12 protein-coding genes are annotated in these 21,339 nt (G+C 52.4%); all 12 read left to right on the forward strand.

The annotated features are described in order from the left end of the window. The first annotated feature begins 426 nt into the window (after positions 1-426). The 12 genes from C5O19_RS05270 to C5O19_RS05325 all read left to right on the forward strand — a co-directional run bounded on the left by C5O19_RS05270 (position 427) and on the right by C5O19_RS05325 (position 21,295). Positions 427-1,845: a glycoside hydrolase family 140 protein gene (locus tag C5O19_RS05270; protein WP_207766384.1), complete on the forward strand. Its 1,419-nt coding sequence runs from the start codon at positions 427-429 to the stop codon at positions 1,843-1,845. Next, positions 1,842-2,738, forward strand: coding sequence for a glycoside hydrolase family 43 protein (locus C5O19_RS05275; protein ID WP_104710276.1), 897 nt, complete (start codon positions 1,842-1,844; stop codon positions 2,736-2,738). Before C5O19_RS05270 ends, C5O19_RS05275 begins: the two co-directional genes overlap by 4 nt. After that, complete coding sequence (locus C5O19_RS05280) at positions 2,735-4,555, forward strand: sialidase/neuraminidase family protein (RefSeq protein ID WP_104710278.1); 1,821 nt, start codon at positions 2,735-2,737, stop codon at positions 4,553-4,555. The genes C5O19_RS05275 and C5O19_RS05280 overlap by 4 nt, the downstream gene beginning before the upstream one ends. Positions 4,556-4,763: 208 nt before the next feature. Next, entirely contained in the window at positions 4,764-6,182 is a 1,419-nt protein-coding gene (locus C5O19_RS05285) for a sialate O-acetylesterase (protein WP_104710279.1), read from the forward strand. A 66-nt stretch (positions 6,183-6,248) separates the two neighbouring features. Next, entirely contained in the window at positions 6,249-9,035 is a 2,787-nt protein-coding gene (locus tag C5O19_RS05290; protein WP_104710280.1) for a glycoside hydrolase family 2 protein, read from the forward strand. 69 nt (positions 9,036-9,104) lie between these two features. Next, on the forward strand, positions 9,105-11,852 hold the full coding sequence (locus C5O19_RS05295) for an alpha-L-rhamnosidase (protein ID WP_104710282.1): 2,748 nt from the start codon (positions 9,105-9,107) through the stop codon (positions 11,850-11,852). 187 nt (positions 11,853-12,039) lie between these two features. Continuing rightward, complete coding sequence (locus C5O19_RS05300) at positions 12,040-13,176, forward strand: sialidase family protein (RefSeq protein ID WP_104713904.1); 1,137 nt, start codon at positions 12,040-12,042, stop codon at positions 13,174-13,176. A gap of 45 nt (positions 13,177-13,221) precedes the next feature. Further along, a complete protein-coding gene (locus tag C5O19_RS05305) occupies positions 13,222-14,598 on the forward strand; it encodes a DUF4974 domain-containing protein (RefSeq protein WP_104710285.1) in 1,377 nt (458 codons plus the stop codon). A 55-nt stretch (positions 14,599-14,653) separates the two neighbouring features. After that, positions 14,654-15,544 (forward strand): sugar phosphate isomerase/epimerase family protein, encoded by an 891-nt coding sequence (locus C5O19_RS05310; RefSeq protein ID WP_104710287.1) that lies wholly within the window; start codon positions 14,654-14,656, stop codon positions 15,542-15,544. 91 nt (positions 15,545-15,635) lie between these two features. Then, positions 15,636-18,104: an L-rhamnose mutarotase gene (locus C5O19_RS05315; protein WP_243406332.1), complete on the forward strand. Its 2,469-nt coding sequence runs from the start codon at positions 15,636-15,638 to the stop codon at positions 18,102-18,104. A 497-nt stretch (positions 18,105-18,601) separates the two neighbouring features. Beyond that, a complete protein-coding gene (locus C5O19_RS05320) occupies positions 18,602-19,663 on the forward strand; it encodes a Gfo/Idh/MocA family protein (RefSeq protein WP_104710289.1) in 1,062 nt (353 codons plus the stop codon). A gap of 54 nt (positions 19,664-19,717) precedes the next feature. After that, on the forward strand, positions 19,718-21,295 hold the full coding sequence (locus tag C5O19_RS05325) for a sodium:solute symporter family transporter (protein WP_104710291.1): 1,578 nt from the start codon (positions 19,718-19,720) through the stop codon (positions 21,293-21,295). Positions 21,296-21,339 lie beyond the last annotated feature (44 nt).

Here is a 21,339-nt window from a genome sequence, read left to right on the forward strand (position 1 = left end):
AACTCCGCTTTTCTGTTCGCCTCGCCCCGATTGTGAATGATCGGGGCGTTCCTATCGCTCGTCCCGATCATTCACAATCGGGGCGTTTTTGGTCAAGCGTCTTAGCCGCGAAACCACACTACCCCGATCATTCCATGACGGTCATAAATCGGGGTGAGCTAAGTAAAATCTTTCAAAAAAAATTTAACCCAATCTTCCTGTTCAACCACCTTCTCAGGAAAGTATCGTATAGAACTATGCTAAGTTCTTACAACGTACGCATGGGTTTACTCTTCTCTGTTTGAAAAATGGCCCTATGAGGTCAGGAAGCTATTTTTTGTGTCAGAAAAGATAGTAGGGGAGAGCCTTCTGAGAGGACGTCTGTTCTAGTAAGATTCATTGGTAAAAGTGAATAATACCAAGCCTGACCATTAATTGCGTATAGTCATGACGAAAAAAATAGGGCTATTTCTGGGCATGATGGCACTGTTTGCCGCCTGTCAGTCTAAAGGAGAACAAGCAAAAGACGAGAAACCCAACGCATTAAGTTTACTGAAGGTATCGGACAATGGCCGCTTTCTGGCCACCCAAGACGATAACGAGCCATTTTTCTGGCTGGGCGATACGGGCTGGTTGCTCTTTACAAAACTCAACCGCGAACAGGCCGATCAGTACCTCGAAAACCGGAAGCAGAAAGGTTTCAACGTCATTCAGGTGATGGTACTGCATACGCTGGGAGCTAAAAACGTATACGGCGATTCGGCCTTAGTGAATAAAAACGTAGCAACGACACGGGTTGAAAACGGCGATGACCCCAATAAACCCGAAGAGTACGACTTCTGGAATCACGTGGATTATGTGATCGACAAAGCCGCGGGAAAAGGCATCTACATGGCTCTCGTACCCATCTGGGGGTCGAACGTGAAGTCTGGCAAAGTGAAGCCGGAGGACGCGAAACTCTACGCCGAATTCCTGGCCAACCGGTATAAAAATCGCAAGAACATCATCTGGCTGAACGGCGGGGACATCAAGGGCAGCGATGGACTGGACGTCTGGCAGGCCATCGGTACGACGCTTCGGGAAAAAGATCCCAATCACCTGATTACCTACCATCCCCGGGGCCGGTATACCTCCTCGGACTGGTTTCACGCCGAAAAATGGATGGATTTTAACATGGTACAGTCGGGGCACCGTACCTACGCTCAGGATACCTCTCGCAACGATAAATGGCACCACGGCGAAGACAACTGGCGATTCATTCAGGCCGATTACGCCCGGAAACCCGTCAAACCCGTTATCGACGGTGAGCCTTCGTACGAGGGCATTCCGCACGGTCTGCACGACGTCAACCAGCCCCGCTGGACGGCTGCCGACGTGCGTCGCTACGGGTATTGGTCGGTGCTGGCCGGAGCCTTCGGGTATACCTACGGCGACAACGAAGTCATGCAGATGCACCGCACGGATGATACGTCGGGAAGCTCGTACGGCCCTAAACTCACCTGGGATAAAGCCGTAGACGTAGAGGGTGCGGGTCAAATGATTCACCTGAAAAACCTGCTGCTTTCCAAATCGTACTTTGACCGCGTACCGGACCAATCGCTCGTGGCCGATCAGGGAGAACGGTATAATTATCTAACGGCCAGTCGCGGTACGGATTACGCGTTGGTCTACACCTACACGGGTCGGACTTTCAGGCTGAACATGGGCAAAATCCCGGGGGCTAAAGTGAAAGCTTCCTGGTACAGTCCCCGCGATGGGAAGTACACCGAAATCGGCGAAGTAAGCAATCAGGGCGTGCAGGAATTCAACCCACCGGGCGAACCCAAAAATGGAAACGATTGGGTACTGGTAATCGACAAGGTATGAAGCCAATAGCGTGGATAATTGGCCTGTGGATGTGCCTGAGTTCGTGTACTCGGGACACGTTCCTGTTCACGTCCTTTCACGAACCCGCCAACGAAGGCTTACGCCTATTGTACAGCCCTAATGGCTACCAGTGGAAGGATTTGGACAAGGTATTATTAAAACCCGAAGTGGGTACGCAGAAAGTCATGCGGGATCCTTCGATGGTACGGGGCAAAGACGGCACCTTTCACCTGGTCTGGACTTGTAGCTGGAAGGGCGATAAGGGGTTCGGATACGCTAATTCAAAGGACCTGATCCACTGGTCAGAACAACGCTTCATTCCGGTGATGGAACACGAAGCGGCCACGGTGAACGTCTGGGCTCCGGAAGTTTTCCTGGATGAGGAGACAGGACAGTTCGTCATCATCTGGGCGTCCACGATTCCGCACCGGTTTACCCGGGGCGTGGAGGACGAGGATAATAACCACCGGATGTATTACACGACGACCTACGATTTCAAAACGTTTGCACCCACCCAGCTTTTCCTCGATCCGGCGTTTAGTGTCATTGACGCCGTGATTGTGAAACGGAAAAAGGAAGATTATGTGCTGGTGTTGAAAGACAATACCCGGCCCAACCGAAACCTCAAAGTCGCCTTTGGCAAACGAGCTACCGGGCCGTACACGAACGTTTCGGAGCCTTTTACTGATCCCTTCACCGAAGGACCTTCCGTGGTGAAAGTGAAGGATAAGTGGCTGATTTACTTCGATTCGTACCGAACGAAAACCTACGAAGCCGTCGAAACCAAAGACTTTAAAAGCTTTCGGAAAGCCAAGGTGAGCGTTCCTGAAGGCCATAAACACGGGACTATTTTGAAAGTAGACCGCAACATTTTGAAAGGACTACTACCATGAAAAGCCTTTGTATCCTGGCCCTGGGCTTGCTGATTACGAGTGCGAGTGCTCAGGACACGGTTCGCTATGTAGGCACGACGCTTTCGAACGTGGATTACCACCACGGGCAACTGAATGCAGCCGTGGGCGTGCACAACATTCAGGTCTTTCGGGCCAATCGGGAGGACCCCGAAAACAACTGGACCTACAACCACGCCCCCATGCTGGCGTACTGGAACAACACGTTTTACCTGCAATACCTGAGTGACCCGGTGGGCGAGCACATTCCGCCGGGCCAAACGCTGCTACTGACCTCTAAAGACGGCTATAGTTGGTCAAAGCCCGTCGTAATCTTTCCCCCGTATAAAGTGCCGGATGGCTTTTCCAAGAAAAAACATCCCGGAGTTGCCAAAGACCTGTACGCAGTGATGCACCAGCGGATGGGCTTTTTCGTCGCCAAAAACAAACGACTGCTAACGCTGGCCTATTACGGGATTGCGATGGACGCCAAGGACGATCCCAACGATGGACAGGGTATCGGCCGCGTGGTTCGGGAAGTATACAAAGACGGAACGTACGGGCCGATTTACTTTATTCGTCCGAATGCTTCCTGGAAACTGGATCAAAACACGTATCCGCTGTATACCAGCAGTAAGGATAAGGGATTTGTGGAGGCCTGTACCGAGCTGCTCGCGACGCCCTTGATGATGCAGCAATGGGTGGAAGAAGCCGACCGCAATGATCCGCTGATTCCGCTTAAAAAGGAAGTCAAGGCGTTTAGTTACTACCATTTGCCCAACGGCAAGGTCGTCGGGCTCTGGAAACACGCCCTGACTTCGGTTAGTACCAACGAAGGGAAAAGCTGGCAGTACAATCCCCTGCGGGCACCCGGTTTTGTGAACAGTAACGCCAAAATCTGGGGGCAGCGGACTTCCGATGGCCACTACGCTACCGTTTACAATCCTTCTGAATTTCGCTGGCCACTGGCGATTTCGACCAGTACGGACGGTCTGAATTACAAAAACTTATGGCTGGTAACGGGTGAAATTACACCGATGCGGTACGGCGGCAATTACAAATCCTACGGACCACAGTACGTTCGGGGCATCGAAGAAGGCAACGGTACGCCGCCCGACGGAAATCTGTGGCTGACTTACAGCATGAACAAGGAAGACCTCTGGGTGGCGACAGTGCCCGTTCCGGTGACGGCCGATGTAACGGGTCCCGTTCGGGAAGTCTTTGACGAAATGCCCGCCGGAAAAGAACTGAGTTCCTGGAATATCTACAGCCCCATAGAGGCTCGGGTCACGGTCGAAAAGGGGAGTGAGGGCAAGAAGGCGCTGATCATGCGGGACAAGGATCATTTTGATTACGCTACGGCGGAACGGGTAATCGCTGAATCGCGGAAACCGACGATTGAGTTTACCGTGGTGCCCCGGCAGAGTAATACCGGCGTGCTGCACATCGAATTGCAGGGGCCGAATGGACAGGCCGCCGCCCGCCTGATTTTCGACGCCGACAGTACGCTGAAAGCAAAAGTCGGATACCGGGAATCGGCCGTGATGAAGTACGAAGCCGGAAAAGCCTATACGCTCAAACTCGAACTGGATTGTAGCAAACGAATGTATACCCTTTCCGTCAACGGTCAGCCTAAGGGGTTGAAGCTGTTCTTCGCTCCGGTACCGTATTTCAAAAAAGTACTCTTCCGGACGGGAACAGTACGCCGCTTTCCCAACGCCGATACGCCCACCGATCAGAAGTACGACCTGCCCGACGCCGGAAAAACGGACCCGGAAGCGGTGTATGAGATTCGGTCGTTCCGGGCGGAAGGAGAGTAAGGTTAGGTGTTGGTTGTTAATTAATGGTTGTTGGTTGATGGATCCTGTTGGGTTTTGTTGAATCAAGAGTTGAAAGAAGAATACAAGAGATGATGTTCTACGATTTCGCTAATAAAGTCCATAGGACTGACCCATGCATTAACCCCGGATTTCAATCCGGGAGACCAGCAATCTCAGTCCAGTACCTCCATTTTCATTCGTAAGCGTCATGCGATACCTTGTTCTGCTTCTGGTCCTACTGCTCCACGTCACCGCTCAGGCGGACGTCGTGCTGCCTCGCATTTGGGGGCACCACATGGTCTTGCAGCGGGAAAAACCCGTTGTCGTCTGGGGACAGGCCTCTCCGGGAGAAGCCGTGACGGTACGCTTCGCGGATCAGAACGAACGAACCACCGCCGATGCTTCGGGATACTGGAAACTCAGCCTGAAACCGTTGGCAGCCTCCGGTCAGGCGAGAGACCTGACGATTCAGGGCACGAATACCATCGTACTCAAAGACGTGCTCGTGGGGGAAGTCTGGCTGTGCTCCGGACAGTCGAACATGGAATTTACGATGCGGAAAAACAGCAAGGTCAAACCCTGGAAACAGATAGGTGAATGGCCCGATCCCGTAAACGAACTCGAATGGGCCGATAATCCCGAAATCCGTATTTTCCTCGTCAACCGCAAAACCTTACCCAAACCCGATTCGACGCACGCGGGATGGAATATGGCGAAAGACTCCGCCCTGCGATCCTTCTCCGCTCCGGCGTACTTTTTCGCGAAAAAACTCCAGCAGGAACTAGGCGTACCCGTGGGCGTCATTGCTTCCGCCGTTCCCGGCAGTCGCATCGAACCCTGGATTGCCGAACGGGCTTTTCAGGAAAATGCCTATTTCCGCAATCAGAAAATCGAAGGAGAACCCGGAAAGTTTTACGAACCCATGATTCGTCCGCTGGCTCCGCTCACACTTCGGGGATTTTTGTGGTATCAGGGCGAAAGCAACTGTTTTCTGAACGAAACCGAAAGCTATACGCAGAAAATGAAAACACTGATGGACAGCTGGCGTAAGGCGTTCGGTGATCAGGATTTACCCTTCTACTACGTGCAACTGGCTCCCTTCACCTATAGCGAATCGAAGGGCAACAAAGCTCCGTTGACGAAAGCGTCTTTACCGGAATTTCGGGAAGCTCAGGAGAAGATACTACAACTGCCGCATACGGGCATGATCATCACCACCGATCTGGCCGATAGCCTGACGGACATTCACCCGCCCTACAAATGGGAAATCGGTCGGCGGCTGGCCCTGGTGGCTCTGCACGAAACGTATCAGAAAAAAGACGTAGCGTATACCGGACCGATCTTCCAAAAACTGAAAAAGAAAAAAGGTACGCTACAGCTGTATTTCGAGCACGCCGAGGGACTGATGAGTCAGGATGGAAAACCATTACGCGATTTTGAAATTGCCGGGAAAGATCAGGTGTTCGTACCCGCTCAGGCCGTAATTCAGGGCAACACGGTCGTGGTATCAGCACCCCAAATCAAAAATCCGGAAGCTGTCCGCTTCGGCTGGTACGAGCGGGCTCAACCGAATCTATTCAACCAAGCGGGTTTACCCGCCCGACCCTTCCGGACCCGTTGGCCGTAAGGATTCGCATCGATTTTCAGCAGTTTAACGCTTTTCGGAACGTGAACGAAAGCCAGTATTGAAAGCATGAAAAGTATAAGTTTCTACCTCTTATTCCTAAGCATCTGGCTGGTGTCCCTGGCTCAGGCTCAGCAGACCCGGAAACACTATTTGTCGGGTACGGGCAGCGACCAGACCGTCAACTGGCAGTTTTACTGTACTGCTGGGCAAAATTCCGGGAAATGGACGACCATTCCCGTACCTTCCAACTGGGAATTACAGGGCTTCGGTAAATACAATTACGGCTTTAACCGTGACAGTTCGAAAGGCCGGGAACAGGGCTTGTATAAGTATACGTTTGCGGTTCCGGCGGCTTGGAAAAATAAAAAAATCAACCTGGTGTTTGAAGGCGTGATGACCGATACCGAAGTGAAAATCAACGGTACTTTGGCGGGGCCTAAACACGAAGGTTCCTACTACGCCTTCAAGTACGATGTAACCAATCAGCTTAAATACGGAGCGGATAATCTACTCGAAGTCACCGTTTCCAAACACTCCGCCAATGCGTCGGTCAACGCGGCTGAGCGGAAGGGCGATTTCTGGATTTTCGGGGGAATATTCCGTCCCGTCTGGCTGGAAATTCTTCCGGTGAAACACATCGAACACGTAGCCATCGACGCTCCGGCGACGGGGTCCTTCAAGGCCGAAGTAAAGCTGGGTGATGTAACGAAAGCCAGCGAAATCAAAGCTCAGCTGTACACGCTGACTGGCCAGAAAGTAGGCGTTCCCTTCGGAGGGAAAGTATCCCCAAATCAGACATCCGTTACGATTCAGACGAAGGTCAACAACCCATCACTCTGGACTTCCGAAACGCCTACGCGTTACCGGGTAGAGCTTAGTCTGGTTCAAAACGGAAAGACGCTTCATACACTTCAGGAAAAGTTCGGCTTCCGTACCGTCGAAGTCCGGAAACGCGATGGGGTTTACGTCAACGGTACGAAAGTGAAATTCAAGGGCGTGAACCGGCATTCGTTCTGGCCGACATCCGGTCGTACAATGAACAAAAAGCTGAGTGTACTAGACGTGAACCTGATGAAGGAAATGAATATGAACGCCGTGCGGATGTCGCATTATCCGCCGGACGATCATTTCCTGGACGTTTGCGATTCGCTGGGCTTGTTTGTGTTCGACGAGCTGGCGGGCTGGCACGGCAACTACGACACCCCAACGGGTACCAAACTGCTGCACGAACTCGTCACGCACGACGTTAATCACCCTTCCGTGATCTTCTGGATTAACGGCAACGAAGGGGGACACAACTACGATCTTGATCCGCTGTTTGCGAAGGAAGATATTCAGAAACGCCCCGTCATTCACGCCTGGGAGGTATTCGGCGGTTTCGATACCCAGCATTACCGGGAATACAACTACGGCATTGGCAGCTATGACCTGGGCCATGAAATTGTAATGCCGACGGAATTTCTGCACGGCATGTACGACGGCGGCCACGGGGCAGGCATTGAAGATTACTGGGAAGCCATGTGGCAGAATCCGCTGTCGGCGGGGGGCTTTCTCTGGGATTTCGCGGACAATGGCGTCATCCGTACCGACAAAAACGGCATCCTGGATACCGACGGCAACCACGCCGCCGATGGCATCGTGGGTTCGTATCGCGAAAAAGAAGGCAGTTTCTTCACCATCAAACAGGTCTGGTCACCGATCAAGATCGAACGCCGGGAAATCGCCGAGGGTTTCGACGGGACGTTCACCATCGAAAACCGGTATCATTTCACGAATATCAATCAATGTTCCTTTTCGGGGAAACTCGTGAAAACGGCTTTTGGTACTACCAAAGCCAGCGAACAGAGCTTTACCGTGACCGCACCTTCGCTGAAACCGCTGGAAAAAGGGACGATCCGGGCGAATCTTCCGGCCCACTGGCAGAGCTTTGACATACTTTATATTACGGCTTTCGATCCGCAGAAAAAAGAACTCTTTACCTGGAGCTTCCCCATAGCCTTACCCGAAAAAATCGCCGCGACGGTGGTCAAAACGGAGGGAACGGGCAACGTACAGATCAGCGAAACCGACTCACTTTACACGCTTTCGGCGAATGGCATGCAGCTCGTGCTGCACAAAGGCAATGGCCGGATTCAGCAGGTCAAAAACGGTTCGGGCGTGATTCCGCTGACGAATGGTCCAGTGCTCCAGGAAGGCGTGAATAACTTCAAAAGCTTCACTCGACGCACCGAAGGTAAAAACGTCATCATCGAATCGACCTTCGATCGCAAAAACAGTTACAATACGCTGCAATGGACGATTTATCCCTCCGGCTGGGTGAAAATGCAGGTGAAGTACTTCCCGGGAGCCTACTTTACGAATCTGGTGGGGGTAAACTTTTCGTTTCCGGAAGAAGAGGCGAAGTCCGTTCGCTGGATGGGCAACGGTCCGTACCGCGTCTGGAAAAACCGCATGAAAGGCAACCAGCTGGGCGTCTGGGAAAAAGCCTACAACAATGCTTCCACGGGCGAGCCGCCGCTGACGTACCCCGAATTCAAGGGCTATCATTCCAACCTGTACTGGATGCAACTCGAAACGAAGGGGCAGCCGCTGACGGTGGTTACGCCAGACGAAGATCTGTTTTTCCGCCTGTTCACGCCCAAACCGATTGTGGATGAGTACAACAACGTACAAATGACCTTCCCCTCGGGTGATCTGTCGTTCATGCAGGGTATTTCGGGCATCGGTACCAAAACCCAGAAGCCCGAAACAACCGGGCCGATGGGGATGAAACACATTTACTACGATTACGAAAAAGAACCGATGCGGGCGAAGGTGCTCACGGTCTATTTCAATTTCTCCGGAAAAAATTAGTACATGCTCGGGACAGCAAAACGGTATACAAACAGATAACCTTAGCCTCTCGAACGTTTAACAGATACCATGAAACGCTACGTACTCATCCTGCTGCTGCCTTTTTTTCTGTTCGCCTTCGATCAGAAACCAACGGCCTTGCGGGTCGGTGACCTGCGAATTGAGGGACGCGTGAATCCGGAAGGAATCGATGCCCGACAGCCCCGTTTCAGCTGGCAGCTCACGAGCGAGCAACGAAAACTGCAGCAGACGGTCTACCAGATTCTGGTCGCTTCGAGCGAAGAAAAACTGGCAGTGAATGAAGGCGATCTCTGGGATTCGGGAAAAGTAAACGCCGACCAGAGTATCCAGAATCCGTATCAGGGGGAAACGTTGAAAAGCAGGACCGAGGCGTTCTGGAAAGTGAAAATCTGGACCAATCAGGGCGAAAGTGACTGGAGTATGCCGCAGCATTTCAGCATGGGGCAGCTCTACGCGGTTGACTGGAAAGGCCGCTGGATTGGGCTGGATCGGGCCTTCGCCTGGGATACGGAAACGCAGTTTTCCCGCCTGTCGGCCCGGTATTTCCGCAAGGAGTTTACCCCGAAAAGAGAAATCAAACGGGCGAAGGTATACATCATCGGACTGGGTTTGTACGAACTCTACCTGAACGGACAGAAAGTAGGCGACCAAGTCCTGGCTCCCGCTCCAACGGATTACACGCAGGGCGTCAAGTACAATACTTTCGACGTTACTGCACTACTGAAATCGGGTAAAAATGCCATCGGGACTATTTTGGGTAACGGCCGTTACTACACGATGCGGCAGGCCTATAAACCTTACAAAATCAAGACGTTTGGTTACCCAAAACTGCTGCTGAATCTGGTATTAACCTATGCCGATGGCTCGACGGAGTGGATCACAACCGATGATTCCTGGAGAGCCACGGCCGACGGCCCGATTCGTACCAACAACGAATACGACGGCGAAGAGTACGACGCGACGAAAGAACTGCCGGGATGGAGTACCGCAGGTTTCAACGATCAGAAGTGGCTGAAAGCGGAATTTGTGCAGGAGCCGGGCGGAGCCTACGAAGCCCAGATGAATGAAAACATGAAGGTGATGGAGACAGTAAAACCCGTATCGATCAAACCTTTAAAAACGGGGGGCTACGTGCTGGATATGGGTCAGAATCTGGCGGGCTGGGTTCGGCTGAAGGTACAGGGTAAACGCGGCGACCGGATCAAACTCCGCTTTGCCGAAACATTGCAGGAAAACGGCGAACTGTTCGTCCGCAACCTTCGCGATGCCAAAGTGACGGACGTGTACACGCTGAAGGGCGGCGGTACGGAAACCTGGGAGCCGACGTTTGTGTACCACGGGTTTCGATACGTGGAAATTACAGGTTTTCCGGGCGTACCCAAACTCGAAAATTTTGAAGGACGCGTAGTCTATGATGATATACCGACGATTGGTACGTTTACCTCTTCCAACCCAACGCTGAATCAGATTTTCAAGAATGCGTACTGGGGCATTCGGAGCAATTACAAAGGAATGCCCGTCGATTGTCCGCAACGCAACGAGCGGCAACCCTGGTTGGGCGACCGGAGCACGGGGGCGTACGGAGAGAGTTTTGTGTTTGATAACAGTCGGCTATATGCCAAGTGGCTGGATGATATTCAGCAGGCCCAGAAAGCCGACGGGAGTATCCCCGACGTCGCTCCGGCCTTTTGGCGGTACTACAGCGACAATGTCACCTGGCCGGGCACGTATCTGATGGTGGCAAACATGCTGTATCGGCAGTTTGGCGACACGGAATCGATACGGAAACACTATCCCTCCATGCAGAAATGGATGGCCTACATGGCCGCTCAGTACACCAAAGATGGCCTTATTACCAAGGATAAATACGGCGACTGGTGCGTACCGCCGGAATCAAAAGAGCTCATCCACGCCAAAGGTCCGGCTCTGCAAACGGATGGCGTGCTGCTGGCTTCAGCTACGTACGTCGGTCTGCTGGATTTGATGCAGCAATTTGCTCAGTTGTTACAGAAAACGGAAGAGGCTCGTACGTACGAGCAACAGGCAGTGGCGATGAAAAAGGCTTTCAATGAGAAGTTCTTCCAGGCTTCCACGGGGCAGTACAGCAATAATACGGTCACGGCGAATTTGCTGCCACTGATGTACGGGATTGTACCCGAGAAACAGCAGTCGCAGGTGTTTACTAGTATCGTCAATAAGATCGTGAAGGAGCAGAAATCGCACATTAGTACGGGCGTGATTGGTACGCAGTGGCTCATGCGGGGACTGGCCCAGCACGGTCGGCCCGATCTGGCCTATACGCTGGCAACCAACCGCGATTATCCGAGCTGGGGCTACATGGTGGAAAACAGTGCTACCACCATTTGGGAATTATGGAACGGCAATACGGCCAATCCGGAAATGAATTCGGCCAATCATGTGATGTTGCTGGGGGATTTACTGATTTGGTACTACGAGCATATCGCCGGAATTAAGGCTCAGACACCGGGTTTCAAAGTCATTGAAATGAAACCGGATTTTCCGGAAGGGCTGACGGAAGTAGACGCCTCGTATCGCTCGGGCTACGGATTGATTCAGTCCACCTGGAAGAAAGAAAAAGGACGGCTGAACTGGTCGATTCAAGTTCCGGGCAATGCCCAGGCACAGGTCTATATCCCCGCCCGCTCCGTGGATGAAATCAAAGAAAACGGCAAAAAGGTGACGGCCCTGGAAGGGGTGAAGTTGGTAAAGAAAGAAGGCAATCGCGTAGTACTGAATGTGAGCTCAGGAACATATCGGTTTGAGGTCAACCAATAATTCATCCAAAATACCCGCGGATAATCCCAGGATCCGATCCCAAGGAAAGTCGAAGTAAGAAGTCCGGAGGATTTCAATGTGCATAGCCCCGGGTAGAACCCGGGGACGGGACGGCAAAATCCCCGAAATCCCCAAAAAACAGTAACCTCGGAAACCGATGAAAATCCGGCATCCTAACATAAAAACCATGAATACTTTCCAAACCTACCTATTCCTGGCGGGTGGTCTGCTGGCCGCCCACTTAACCCAGGCCCAGGTCAAAAAATGGCAGAGCGGCTTAGTCAAACACGAAGCCATTTTTGAGTCAGCCCCTTTCCCGGAAAGCCACTCGGCCACCATTGTCGAAACGCCCAAAGGTCTGGTAACGGCCTGGTTTGGAGGGACGAAGGAGCGGAATCCGGACGTCTGTATTTACGTCAGTCGGCTGGAAAAAGGGCAGTGGACAACTCCCCAAAACGTCGCCAATGGCATCGTAAACGATACCCTTCGGTATCCCACCTGGAACCCGGTGTTGTACCAGATACCCAACGGAGAGCTGCTGTTATTTTACAAAATCGGTCCGAGTCCGAGTAAATGGCAGGGCTGGATGAAAACGTCGTCGGACGGGGGCCTAACCTGGTCGTCGGCAAAATCCTTGCCCGAAGGCTATATCGGCCCCGTCAAAAACAAACCCATCTTACTGGAAAATGGCAACCTGTTTTGCCCAACGAGCACCGAAGGCAAGGGCTGGAAAATCCATTTTGAAGTAACCGCGGATCAGGGAAAAACCTGGCGTAAAGTCGGACCGATCAACGACGGAAAAACGCTCAACGCCATTCAGCCCAGTATCCTCAAACACGGGAAAGGCAAGCTACAGATTCTGGCCCGCAGCAAAGACCGGGCTATTCTGGAATCCTGGTCGAACGACAATGGGGAAACTTGGTCGCCGCTGGCGAAAACCAATCTGCCCAATAATAACTCCGGTACCGATGCCGTCACCCTGAAAGACGGTCGGCAGGCCCTGGTGTATAACCACGTGCTGCCGCCGGGCGACAAAGCCAAAGGTCCGCGGACGCCCCTGAATCTCTCCATTTCCGAAGACGGCAAAAACTGGTCGGCGGCGGTGATTATCGAAGACTCACCCATCAGTCAGTATTCCTATCCGTCGATCATTCAAACGTCGGATGGACTCATTCACGTCGTGTATACCTGGCGTCGCCAGAAAATCAAACACGCCGTGATCGACCCGAAAAAGATGAAACTGATTCCGATCAAAGACGGCGTCTGGCCATCGATCAAAGGCTATACGCCCCCACAGGGCGGCGAGATGACGAAAGACGGATAAACCGATCGGGACGGTTTGAATCCACGAAATGAATCCTCTATAACCATGAAACGAATCCTTGTTTTACTCCTGCTGCTGGGGGCGAAAACCTACGCTCAAATCTCCGACGACGCCTTCCGAAAACCCTTGAAAGAGGTGATTCAGGAAATCGAAACCCAGTACGCGGTAAAAATCCGGTATCCTGAAGACTTGGTGAAGGATCGGCAGATTACCTACGCCGACTGGCGGTTTCGCCCCGATGTCGAGCAGACGATGACGAATATCTTCGCCTCGCAGGACATTACATTTACGAAGGAAGGCGACAAAAAATACAAACTGCAGGCCTTTCAGTATCACCTGAAAACGCCCAAAGAAGGCAAGCAGCAGCTCGACTATCTGGCCTCTCTGTACAAGGATCAGGCGAGTTGGGAAACGCGTAAAGCCGAACTCAAAAGCTGTATGCGGACGGCGTTAAAGCTGGACCAGCTACCCGCGACTCCGAAAAGCCAACCGATCATTACCAACAAACGAACTTTCGATGGCTATACCGTCGAAAACGTAGCCATCGAAACCTTGCCGGGGATGTACGTCTGCGGATCGTTGTACAAACCTACGCATGCCAAAGGGTTAATGCCCGTTATCCTCAATCCCGACGGTCATTTTGGCGACGGACGCTACCGCTCTGATTCCCAGTACCGCTGTGCCATGCAGGCCCGGATGGGAGCGATGGCGTTTAGTTACGACCTCTTTGCCTGGGGTGAATCACTGCTGCAATTCAAATCCGCCGACCACCGTCGGAGTCTGGCCAATACGATTCAGATTCTGAACGGGATGCGAATTCTCGACTGGCTGTTGACCCAGAAAAATGCTGATCCGGCCCGCGTTGCGGTAACGGGTGGTTCGGGCGGCGGTAGCCAGACGATGTTGTTGTCGGCTCTCGATGATCGTATAGATTTAAGCGTTCCGGTGGTCATGACTTCCTCGTACCACAGCGGCGGTTGTCCCTGCGAGAGTGGAATGGGCGTGCACCTCTGCGGCCACGGTACCAACAACGTGGAGATGGCAGCCATGGCGGCTCCGCGTCCACAACTAGTCATTTCCGACGGCAAAGACTGGACCCAATACGTTCCCGAACATGAGTTTCCTTTCCTGCAACGAACCTACGGCTTCTACGGTCCTTCGGCGGTGATCAAAAACGTGCATTTGTCGGAAGAAGGACACGATTACGGCATCAATAAGCGACTGGCTCTGTACCAGTTTCTGGCCGATCAGTTCAAGCTGGATACGAAGCAAGTGAAAAACACAGCGGGTCAATTCGACGAATCGAAATGCACGATTGAGAAGTATCCCGCGATGTACGTATTCGGTGAAAAAGGGGAGAACTTACCCGCGAATGCTGTGCGGAGTTTTGAGGAACTGGAGCAGAAAATTGGATTCAAATAGCGGTTGGGTACTCATTTGGCCTGCTTACTAGCGATCGTTAAAAGCAAGAAATAGCATGAAAAACCTGAATCGTCGTCAGTTTTTGGGTCAGTCGGCTTTGGTGCTGACGGCTCTGTATGGTTCGCCGTTTGAAGTGTTTGCTAAAGAAAAGCAAGCGTACAAAATCGCCGTAGTGGATCTGATGATCCTGAAACGGCAGAAACTCGGAGCTTTTCAACTGACCAAAGAAATTGGAGCCGACGGTCTGGAAGTGGATATGGGTAGACTGGGCAATCGGGAAACCTTTGATAGTCAGTTAGGTAAGCCCGAAGTACGGCAGCAGTTTCTGGATAAAGCCAAAGAATTGAAGTTGGAAATCTGTTCGTTGGCGATGAGTGGATTTTACGCCCAAAGCTTTGCAACGCGACCGACCTACGAGCGAATGGTGCAGGACTGCATCGATACCATGAAAGCCATGCGGGTAAAGGTGGCCTTTTTGCCCCTGGGTACGCAGGGTGATCTGGTTAAAAATCCGGAACTGCGTCCGGCGATTGTGGAGCGATTGAAAGTGGTGGGGAAGATGGCGAAAAAAGCGGGTGTGGTCATCGGGATTGAAACGTCCCTGGATGCGAAGGGCGAGGTAGCGTTACTGGATGAAATCGGCTCGAAACACATTCAAAGCTACTTCAACTTCTCCAATCCCCTGAAAGCCGGCCGAGACCTGCACGAAGAACTTCGCACGCTCGGCAAAAAACGCATCTGCATGATTCACTGCACCGACGAGGATGGCGTATGGCTGGAAAACAACCCGCGGCTGGATCTAAAAAAGGTCAAACAAACGCTCGACGACATGGACTGGAAAGGCTGGCTTGTCATCGAACGGTCTCGCGATGCCAACGATCCCCGCAACGTAAAGAAAAATTTCGGAGCGAATACGGCGTATCTCAAATCCATTTTTCAGGCGTAACCATTAACCCCGGGGGGTGTTCCCTATCAATAGCCTGGGGTTTCAATCTCAGGTACCTTCGATGAATAAATGTAGTTTCATAGTGCTTGGCATGCTCCTGTGGTCGACGCTTACCTTCGCCCAGCAGGCCGAAGTGTGGGTATCGACCACCGGATCGGACGCGAACGTAGGTAGCCGCGAAAAACCGCTGGCGAGTCTGATGATGGCCTTGCGGAAAGTCCGGGAATTACGACGGCTCGCCGATCCTTCCGTACGCACAGGAGCTCATATCTATCTGGCAGGTGGACGGTATTCGCTGGACGAACCCGTCTTCCTGCGGCCTGAAGATTCGGGAACGGCTGAAAGTCCCACCTGGATTGAAGCGGCTCCCAACGAAAGGTCCGTCCTAAGCGGCGGTGTAACGCTAAAGGGCTGGCAGAAAGTGAAAGGAACCGTACCGGGATTGCCCAAAACTAGTACCGGAAAAGTCTGGGTGACGGACGTTCCCTTTATCGGTGGGCGGCCCTTCGAATTTAGGCAGCTATGGGTCAACGGACAAAAAGCCACGCGGGCGAAGGATACACCCTACGGAACGATGAACCGGATTTTGTCTTGGAATAAAGCCGAGCAAACCTGCTGGATTCCGGCTCCGAAGTTCGGTGGCTTACCCCAGGCGTATGGTCTCGAATTTTTTATTCATCAGTGGTGGGCCGTAGCGACCTTACGCGTCCGGAAAATGGAAGTGCAGGGCGACAGTGCCCAACTCTTTTTTCACCAGCCCGAAAGCCGGATTCAGTCCGAACACCCCTGGCCCGCTCCCTGGATTTCGAAAGAAACGGGCAACTCTGCCTATTACCTAATCAATGCGATTCAGTTTCTGGACGAACCCGGCGAATGGTTCCTCGATATCCGAACGCAGAAACTCTATTACTATCCAAAAGCGGATGAGAATCTGAGTACTGCCGAAGTCATCGCTCCGTACCTCGAAACGCTGGTACGTATGATGGGTACCGTCGATCATCCGGTTTCGTACGTGGAGTTCAAAGGCATTGCCTTTGAGCATACGGGCTGGTTGCGACCCTCGCGGGAGGGGCACGTGCCGCATCAGGCGGGTTTGTACATGCTGGATGCCTACAAGTTGAAAATTCCGGGTACGCCCGAGAAAAAAACATTGGAAAATCAGGCCTGGGTGGGGCGGCCTACGGCGGCGGTGGAAGTTTCCTACGCCACGCACACGGGTTTTGAAAACTGCCGGTTCGAGCATCTGGCCTCTACGGGGCTGGACTACCACCGGGGCGTTCAACACAACCACATCACTGGAAATCTGTTCCGGGATATCGGCGGTACGGGCATTCAGGCGGGCGTTTTTTCCGACGAAGCCGTGGAAGCTCATTTGCCGTATCAGCCCCAGGATGAACGGGAAGTTTGTAGCCAGTTAAGTATCCGGAATAATCTGATTACAAACGTAACCAATGAAGACTGGGGTTGCGTGGGCATTGGAGCGGGCTTTGCCCGGAATCTCAGCATCGAGCACAACGAAATCAACGAAGTCGGCTATAGCGGCATCAGTATGGGCTGGGGCTGGACGCCGACTATCAACGTTATGCGAAACAACCGCATCCGGGCCAACAAAATTCACCACTACGGCAAGCACATGTACGACGTAGCGGCGATTTACACGCTTTCGGCCCAGCCCGGTTCGCAGATCATCGAAAACGCCATCGACAGTATTTACAAAGCTCCGTACGCCCACATTCCGCAGCACTGGTTTTATCTGTACACCGACGAAGGCTCCGCGTATTTCACGATTCGGGATAACTGGACGCCGACGGAAAAGTACCTGCAAAACGCCAACGGTCCGAACAACGTCTGGGCACACAATGGCCCCTCCGTACCCGACCCTATCAAAAACCGGGCGGGACTCGAAGCTGCGTATCGGCATCTGTTGAAAGACAATTCAAAGCCGGATGCGTACTGGAAAATTAATGAAGAGAAACCCGTCATCGTAGAACTGATCGCGACGCAGTCGTTGGATGAGGAGAAACTACGAGCCGTTATGGCGAAAGGGAACGTGCCTACCATGGCTTTGTACCGTTGGGAAAACCACTACGTCATTTTTGAAAAGATTCAGGATGTATACCTGCTTCGCGAACGTCTAAAAGCGGCGTTTCCCGGTGTGACGATCAAAACCTACGACGACTTATTTTACGAATTCAACCGGAAAAAATGTGCGGATGCATCCGAAGCGAAGGAATGGGAGCACACGATTCTTACGGCGAATCTCGTCGCTGATCCAAAGCTGCAGCGGGAATACCTCGATTACCACGCCACGCAGTTCGAACAATGGCCGCAAGTCTCGAAAGGCTTTTGTAATGCCCAGTTTCAGCAACTGTTACTATTTCGAAACGGGCGGCAACTCATGCTGGTCATCAGTACTCCTAAGGGCGAAAGCCTGGAAAAGCTGGACCCCAAAACCACCGAAAATAACCCCCGCGTAGTCGAATGGAATCAACGCATGAAGAAGTATCAGGAAGGCATTCCGGGTACGAAGGCGGGGGAGGTTTGGGTACAGATGAAGTAAGATGATTTATAGGTTGTGTTTAATAGACTGAATTTCGCCCTCAGACGGAGATTGATTATCCGAGCCTAATTACGCCCTCGGGATTGGCTGGCTAGTAGCCGGTGAGCCTTCCAGGCTGGACCTCTCCGTAACTGCCTAGCTTAGCTCAAGGCAACCGCATTGCCCGCGAGACAGGTTACTCCGTTGCTCACCAGCGGGAGAGGTTTTCATCCACTAACACTAGGTAATGGTTGCTAGTGAGTAGTTGTTGGAAATGGGAAATTCCGCTATAGACGGCGTAAAACCGCACCCCGTCCTATCGCGAAAAGCCGCTGACTTCATCCACAATGCGGTGGCTTGGAGCAGGATGAAGTCAGCGGCGTTCGCGATACGGACTAAAAGACCAGCCGTATCTGCGGCCCAAACCCGGTCTAGGTGAATAACGAATTTCTAAAAGAGCAAGGCTTTACTTAGTCTAGGCAATTCAGAATAATAAAAAATGATTTAAAAATACCTTTATGTTAAAGCTAGGAATTTTAGGATTGGGCGAGGGCCGTAGCACTATGTCGGCAGCATTGCAGAGTACAAAAATCGAACTGGTCAAAGTCTGTGATCAGAAACTCGAACTCTGTCTGCAACGATCCAAGGAATTTGATTTTTACTCCTACACCACGCAGTATCAGGACTTGCTCGATGATCCAACTATCGATGCCATCGCCATTTATACCCCCGATAAATTTCACGCCGAGCATACCAAACAGGCCTTGCTGCACGGCAAGCACGTCGTCTGTACCAAGCCCTTCATTGACGATCTGTCCAAAGCCAAAGAACTCATCGAACTGAGCGATCAGACGGGTAAGAACGTCTTCGTTGGGCAAAGCTCCCGCTTCTTCGAGCCCATGAAAAAACAGCGGGCCGACTACGAAGCCGGACTCATTGGCGAGCTGATCACCATCGAAAGCTATTACCACGCCGACCACCGCTGGTTTCTGGACAAAGGCTGGTCGCTCGAAAACGCCTTCAAGTGGCTGTACGGCGGTCTGAGTCACCCCGTCGATTTCATTCGCTGGTACCTGCCCAACATCGAAGAAGTGATGGGTTATGGAATGCTTAGTTCAAATGGGAAAAACGGCGGTCTCAAAAACGCCGATACCATGCACTTCATTTTCAGGGCTACGGACGGACGCATCGCCCGGGTTAGTGGAGCCTATACCGGACCCGTACAGCCCGTCACCCGCGACAGCGAAATGAGCTGCATTCTGCGGGGTACGGAAGGGTGTAGTCAGGGAGATTACATGGATTTACGGTACGCCATCACCGACAAAACCGGCGAAGAACGCATCCTGACCTGGGAACACAAACTCAAGCACTACTTCCGCTTTGAGGGAAAAAGTCATCATGCGGGCGAATACCAGAACTACCTCGAATACTTCGCCGACTGCCTGGAAAGCGGCCAGACGGCGTATCCTGACGTAAAAGAAGGCATCGGAACCGTGGCCTTGTTACAGGCGATGGACCAGTCCCTGCAAACGGGGAAACCCGTAAAAGTGGCGGATTTGCTGCGTGAACACGGACTTTAACTTTCATTCCCGACTTCTTGAAAATCGATCATTTTCCGGGAAGTTAATCTTCGTATGAACAATATCATTGATCGCTTAACGCTGCTGGACTACGGGATTGTGGCGGCTTACATTCTGATTTTAGCTTTCATCGGTTTTCGAGCCAGTGTAAGCAAAAAATCGGTGGATGAAGAAACGCTTTTTCTGGCGAACAAATCGCTGGGCTGGGCGAGTATTGGCTTCAACATGTGGGGGACCAACGTCGGGCCGTCGATGCTGCTGGCCTTCGCGAGTATCGGGTATAGTACGGGGATTGTTGCCATTAATTTTGACTGGTATGCCTTCGTTTTTCTTTTTCTGCTGGCGATTGTTTTCGCTCCGAAATACCTGGCTGCCAACGTCAGTACCATGCCCGAGTTCATGGGGCAGCGATACGGCGAATCCACGCAAACCATCCTGGCCTGGTATGCTCTCATCAAGATTCTGATTTCCTGGCTTTCGCTCGGCCTGTTCGCCGGAGGATTTTTGGTACGACAGATTCTGGGCTTACCCATGGGGCCGTCGGTGGTGGTACTGGTCGCTTTTGCCGGATTGTTTGCGTACACCGGCGGACTGAAGGCCATCGCCCGCGTCAACGTTTTTCAGATGCTGTTGCTGATCGGCGTATCGCTGACATTGACTCTGTTAGGAATTCAGAAAGTCGGTGGACTGGAGGCCGTTTACGCCAAAGCCCCCGCCGACTACTGGAGCCTGATTCATCCCGCAGACGATCCAAAATATCCCTGGTACGCCATCCTGCTGGGTTATCCGGTAGCGGCCATAGCTTTTTTCTGTACCGATCAGGCGATGGTCCAGTCGGTACTGGGAGCCCGCAATCTGGAGCAGGGACAACTGGGCGTCAACTTCATCGGCTGGCTGAAAATCCTTTCGTTGCCGCTGTTCATTCTGCCCGGCATTCTCTGTTACATTCTGTTCCCCAACCTCAAGGACCCGGCCGAGGCGTACATGACGATGGTGACCAACCTCTTCCCGCCCGGACTGAACGGACTGGTCATTGTAGTACTGATTGCCGTACTGGTCGGTACGATTGGCTCGTCGCTAAATTCGCTGAGTACGGTGTTCACGATGGATGTGTATGCCCGAAAAATCAACCCCTCGGCTACCAATAAAGACCTGATTCGAGTAGGCCGCCTGACGGTCATTGCGGGCTGCCTGTTTGCCGTAGGCATGGCCCTGGCCATTGACAGTATCAAAGGACTGAACCTGTTTGATGTGTTTCAATCCGTACTGGGTTTCATCGCTCCGCCCCTGGCCGTCGTCTTTCTGTTGACGGTATTCTGGAAGCGAACTACGCGATGGGCCGTCAACACCGTTTTATCGGCTGGCTCAGTAGTCAGTCTCGGCGTCGGCATTGTGTACCTGTGGGTCTTACCGCCCGACCGCTACGATTTCTGGCCGCATTACCTGTTGCTTTCGTTTTTGATTTTCGTGAGCCTGCTGGTACTGGCGATGCTGATTTCCGTACTGGATCGGAACCCGACGGTTTATCAGGTCAATACCACACAGGTAGTAGTCAAACCCACGCCCAAAGTCTGGGCGGCCTGGATTGCTCTGATGATTACGATGCTGACGCTGTATCTGCTGTTTCGATAGGAACAGAAGTTGGGTTAAAGTAAACTAGTGCAAGAGTCTGTAGT

The sequence above is a fragment of the Siphonobacter curvatus genome (assembly GCF_002943425.1).
Taxonomy (GTDB): domain Bacteria; phylum Bacteroidota; class Bacteroidia; order Cytophagales; family Spirosomataceae; genus Siphonobacter; species Siphonobacter curvatus.

Bases quoted from the DNA above. Each gene is read 5' to 3' on its own strand.
- C5O19_RS05270 (WP_207766384.1), top strand. From the start codon at position 427: ATGACGAAAAAAATAGGGCTATTTCTGGGCATGATGGCACTGTTTGCC.
- C5O19_RS05275 (WP_104710276.1), top strand. From the start codon at position 1,842: ATGAAGCCAATAGCGTGGATAATTGGCCTGTGGATGTGCCTGAGTTCG.
- C5O19_RS05280 (WP_104710278.1), top strand. From the start codon at position 2,735: ATGAAAAGCCTTTGTATCCTGGCCCTGGGCTTGCTGATTACGAGTGCG.
- C5O19_RS05285 (WP_104710279.1), top strand. From the start codon at position 4,764: ATGCGATACCTTGTTCTGCTTCTGGTCCTACTGCTCCACGTCACCGCT.
- C5O19_RS05290 (WP_104710280.1), top strand. From the start codon at position 6,249: ATGAAAAGTATAAGTTTCTACCTCTTATTCCTAAGCATCTGGCTGGTG.
- C5O19_RS05295 (WP_104710282.1), top strand. From the start codon at position 9,105: ATGAAACGCTACGTACTCATCCTGCTGCTGCCTTTTTTTCTGTTCGCC.
- C5O19_RS05300 (WP_104713904.1), top strand. From the start codon at position 12,040: ATGAATACTTTCCAAACCTACCTATTCCTGGCGGGTGGTCTGCTGGCC.
- C5O19_RS05305 (WP_104710285.1), top strand. From the start codon at position 13,222: ATGAAACGAATCCTTGTTTTACTCCTGCTGCTGGGGGCGAAAACCTAC.
- C5O19_RS05310 (WP_104710287.1), top strand. From the start codon at position 14,654: ATGAAAAACCTGAATCGTCGTCAGTTTTTGGGTCAGTCGGCTTTGGTG.
- C5O19_RS05315 (WP_243406332.1), top strand. From the start codon at position 15,636: ATGCTCCTGTGGTCGACGCTTACCTTCGCCCAGCAGGCCGAAGTGTGG.
- C5O19_RS05320 (WP_104710289.1), top strand. From the start codon at position 18,602: ATGTTAAAGCTAGGAATTTTAGGATTGGGCGAGGGCCGTAGCACTATG.
- C5O19_RS05325 (WP_104710291.1), top strand. From the start codon at position 19,718: ATGAACAATATCATTGATCGCTTAACGCTGCTGGACTACGGGATTGTG.